Source organism: Streptomyces sp. T028, from assembly GCF_048159505.1.
GTDB lineage: Bacteria > Actinomycetota > Actinomycetes > Streptomycetales > Streptomycetaceae > Streptomyces.
Genome location: NZ_JBLRVZ010000105.1, coordinates 1 through 3,712, shown reverse-complemented (window position 1 = coordinate 3,712; position 3,712 = coordinate 1). Strand labels below are relative to the sequence as shown.

Here is a 3,712-nt window from a genome sequence, read left to right as displayed (position 1 = left end):
CCCACTCGCCGCTCAGGACTCAGCGGAAGACAACCGTACGGTTGCCGTCCACCATCACGCGGCTCTCGCTGTGCCACTTCACGGCGTGCGCCAGGACCTGCGCCTCGACGTCCCGCCCGACCGTGACCAGTTCCCCGGGGTCGAGGGAGTGGTCCACGCGGACCACGTCCTGCTCGATGATCTGGCCCTCGTCGAGGTCCGACGTGACGTAGTGCGCGGTCGCGCCGACCAGCTTCACTCCCCGGTCGTATGCCTGGTCGTACGGCTTCGCTCCCTTGAAGCTGGGGAGGAAGGAGTGGTGGATGTTGATGGCGCGGCCCTCGAGCTGTTTGCACAGGTCGTCCGAGAGGACCTGCATGTACCGGGCGAGCACGACGAGGTCGACGTCCAGCTCGCGCACCAGCTCCAGCAGGCGTGCCTCCGCCTCGGGCTTGCTGTCCCGCGTCACCGGGACGTGGTGGAAGGGGATGCCGTAGGTCTCCGCCAGGCCTTCGAATTCCCGGTGATTGGAGACGATCGCCGGGATTTCGATGTTGAGGGCACCCGTGCGCCGGCGGAACAGCAGATCGTTCAGGCAGTGCCCGAACTTGGACACCATGATGAGCGTCCGCGTCGGAGTGGACGCGTCCCGCAGGGTCCAGGAGATCCGATAGGCGTCCGCGACGGGACCGAATCGGTAACGCAGATTTTGCAGATCGGCACTCGGGTCCGACACGTCGAAGTGGACCCTCATGAAGAAACGGCCCTGGAGACGGTCGTCGAACTGCTGGCTCTCCAGGATGTTCCCGGAGTTCCGGACGAGGAAGCCGCTCACGGCGTGGACCAGTCCCGCGCTGTCGGGACACGAAAGGGTGAGGACGTACTCACGGCCGGGTTGAGGTCGGGGGGACATGGGCCTCCTCCGTCGGTGCGTAATGCACAACTCGGTGAGCGATGCGCAACATAGTCGCACCGGGAAGGGGTCCCCGGTCAAGAGAGAAGGGTCGAAAGGCCCCTTGCGAAATCGTCATCCGCCAACCTCTTGACGGATGTCCGTACATTGGCCAGGGTGTTCCACCACAAGCAATTGAATGCACGATGCGCAACGCATTACAGCTGAAGGGCTTGGCGCGTGGCAGACCTGTATGTGGACGGTGAATGGCGGGAGCCGGTGGCCGGAGGCCGCCGTGACATCCGATGTCCCGCCGACGGAACGCTCTCCGCGACCGTATCGGAAGGGACACGCCCCGACACCGAGGCGGCGATCGCCGCGGCCCGCCGGGCCTTCGACGAGGGCCCCTGGCCGCACACTCCCGAGCGCGACCGCGGCGCCCTGCTGCTGCGCACCGCCGACCTCATCGAGCGCGACGCCAAGCTGTTCGCCCGCGCCGAGTCCCTCGACACCGGCAAGCGGCTGGTGGAGAGCGAGTACGACATCACCGACGTCGTCTCCTGCTTCCGATACTACGGCGGGCTCGGCGGAACCGACGCGGGCCGCGTGATCGACACCGGCCGCGACGACGCCGTGAGCCGCGTGGTCTACGAACCGGTCGGCGTGTGCGGGCTGATCACCCCCTGGAACTACCCCCTCCTCCAGGCGTCCTGGAAGGTCGCCCCCGCGCTGCTCGCCGGCAACACCTTCGTCCTCAAGCCCAGCGAGCTCACCCCCTCCACCTCCATCCTGCTGCTGAAGGCGCTGGAGGAGGCCGGACTCCCGGCCGGAGTCGGCAACCTCGTCCTCGGCGGAGGCCCCGAGGCCGGCGCCCCGCTCTCCGAGCACCCCGCCGTCGACATGGTCTCCTTCACCGGCGGCCTGGAGACCGGCAAGCGGATCATGGCCACCGCCGCGGCGACCGTGAAGAAGGTGGCGCTGGAACTCGGCGGCAAGAACCCCAACGTGATCTTCGCCGACGCCGACTTCGAGACGGCCGTGGACTTCGCCCTCACGGCCGTGTTCCTGCACTCGGGCCAGGTCTGCTCGGCCGGCGCCCGTCTGATCGTCGAGGACTCGCTGCACGACCGGCTCGTCGACGAGGTCGTGCGCCGGGCCCGGCAGATCCGGCTGGGCGGCCCCTTCGACCCCGACGCCGAGACCGGTGCGCTGATCTCCGCCCAGCACCTGGCCAAGGTCGAGGCGTACGTGGCGGCCGGCATCGCCGAGGGCGCCGTCCTGCGCTGCGGCGGCGAGCGCCCCGCGGACCCCGCCCTCGAGAACGGCCACTACTACCCGCCGACCGTCCTCGACGAGTGCCGGCAGGACATGCGCGTGGTGCACGAGGAGTCCTTCGGACCCGTGCTGACCGTGGAGCGCTTCACCGACGAGGACGACGCCGTACGGATCGCCAACGACACCGAGTACGGCCTCGCCGGAGCCGTCTGGACCCAGGACGCCGGCAAGGCCCAGCGGGTCGCCCGGCGATTGCGTCACGGCACCGTGTGGATCAACGACTACCACCCCTATGTGCCGCAAGCGGAATGGGGTGGTTTCGGACACTCGGGCGTGGGCCGCGAGCTGGGACCGACCGGCCTGAACGAGTACCGAGAGCCCAAGCACATCTGGCAGAACATCCAACCCCGGCCGCAGCACTGGTTCCGCGGCTGAACGCCGAAAAGAGGGCGATCGTGACCTCCACACAGACCGAGGTACCCCAGCGGCACGGCACACCTCAGGATTCCGACGGTGCTCCTGTCATTTCCGTGCGCAATCTGTGGAAGGTGTTCGGGCCGAGGGCCGAGCGGGTTCCGGGTGATGCGGAGCTGTGCGGTCTGACCCGACGTGAGCTGATGGACCGCACGGGCTGTACGGCCGCCGTGCGGGATGTGGACTTCGATGTCCGGCGGGGCGAGGTCTTCGTCGTGATGGGCTTGTCGGGCTCGGGGAAGTCCACGCTGGTGCGGTGTCTGACCCGGTTGATCGAGCCGACCTCGGGTGAGCTGGTCTTCGAGGGGCAGGACATCCGGCAGGCGGATGCGGCGCGGCTGCGTGAGCTGCGGCGGCGCAAGTTCTCGATGGTGTTCCAGCATTTCGGGCTGTTGCCGCACCGCCGGGTGGTGGACAACGTGGCGTTCGGTCTGGAGATCCGTGGGATGGGCCGGGCGGAGCGGACGAGGCGGGCGCTGGAGGTGGTGGAGCTGGTCGGGCTGGCCGGCTACGAGAACTCCTATCCCGATCAGCTCTCGGGCGGTATGCAGCAGCGTGTCGGGCTGGCGCGGGCTCTGGCGGGGGATCCGGATGTGCTGTTCTTCGACGAGCCGTTCTCGGCGCTGGATCCGTTGATCCGGCGGGACATGCAGAACGAGGTCATCCGGCTGCATCACGAGGTCGGCAAGACGATGGTGTTCATCACGCATGATCTGTCGGAGGCGTTGAAGCTGGGTGACCGGATCCTGATCATGCGGGACGGGAAGATGGTGCAGTGCGGGACGGGTGACGAGCTGGTGGGTGCTCCGGCGGACGACTATGTGCGGGAGTTCGTGAAGGATGTGCCGCGGGGTGATGTGCTGACGCTGCGGTGGATCATGCGGGCGCCGGAGGACGGGGATGCGCTGGACGGGCCGGAGCTGGGTCCGGACGTGGTGGTGCGGGAGGCGACCCGGGCGGTGCTGGCGGCGGAGAAGCCGGTGAAGGTGGTCGAGGACGGCAAGCTGCTCGGGATCGTCGGGGACGAGGAGATCCTCGCGGTCGTCGCCGGGCAGGAAGGCGGCAGGTGATGACCGTCGCCATCGAGAAACC

Annotated in this window: 3 protein-coding genes; 2 read left to right on the top strand and 1 reads right to left on the bottom strand. The window is 68.2% G+C overall.

Annotation, left to right across the window (positions count from 1 at the left end; translation table 11 throughout):
• Positions 1-19: 19 nt before the first annotated feature.
• On the bottom strand, positions 20-892 hold the full coding sequence (gene purU / locus ACLZN2_RS50570; protein WP_416987005.1) for a formyltetrahydrofolate deformylase: 873 nt from the start codon (positions 890-892) through the stop codon (positions 20-22).
• Positions 893-1,111: 219 nt separating this feature from the next.
• Here purU and ACLZN2_RS50565 point away from each other — a divergent pair, with 219 nt between their 5' ends.
• Both ACLZN2_RS50565 and ACLZN2_RS50560 read left to right on the top strand, forming a co-directional pair.
• Entirely contained in the window at positions 1,112-2,581 is a 1,470-nt protein-coding gene (locus ACLZN2_RS50565) for an aldehyde dehydrogenase family protein (protein ID WP_416987003.1), read from the top strand.
• 20 nt (positions 2,582-2,601) lie between these two features.
• Entirely contained in the window at positions 2,602-3,690 is a 1,089-nt protein-coding gene (locus tag ACLZN2_RS50560; RefSeq protein ID WP_416987001.1) for a quaternary amine ABC transporter ATP-binding protein, read from the top strand.
• Positions 3,691-3,712: the final 22 nt, after the last annotated feature.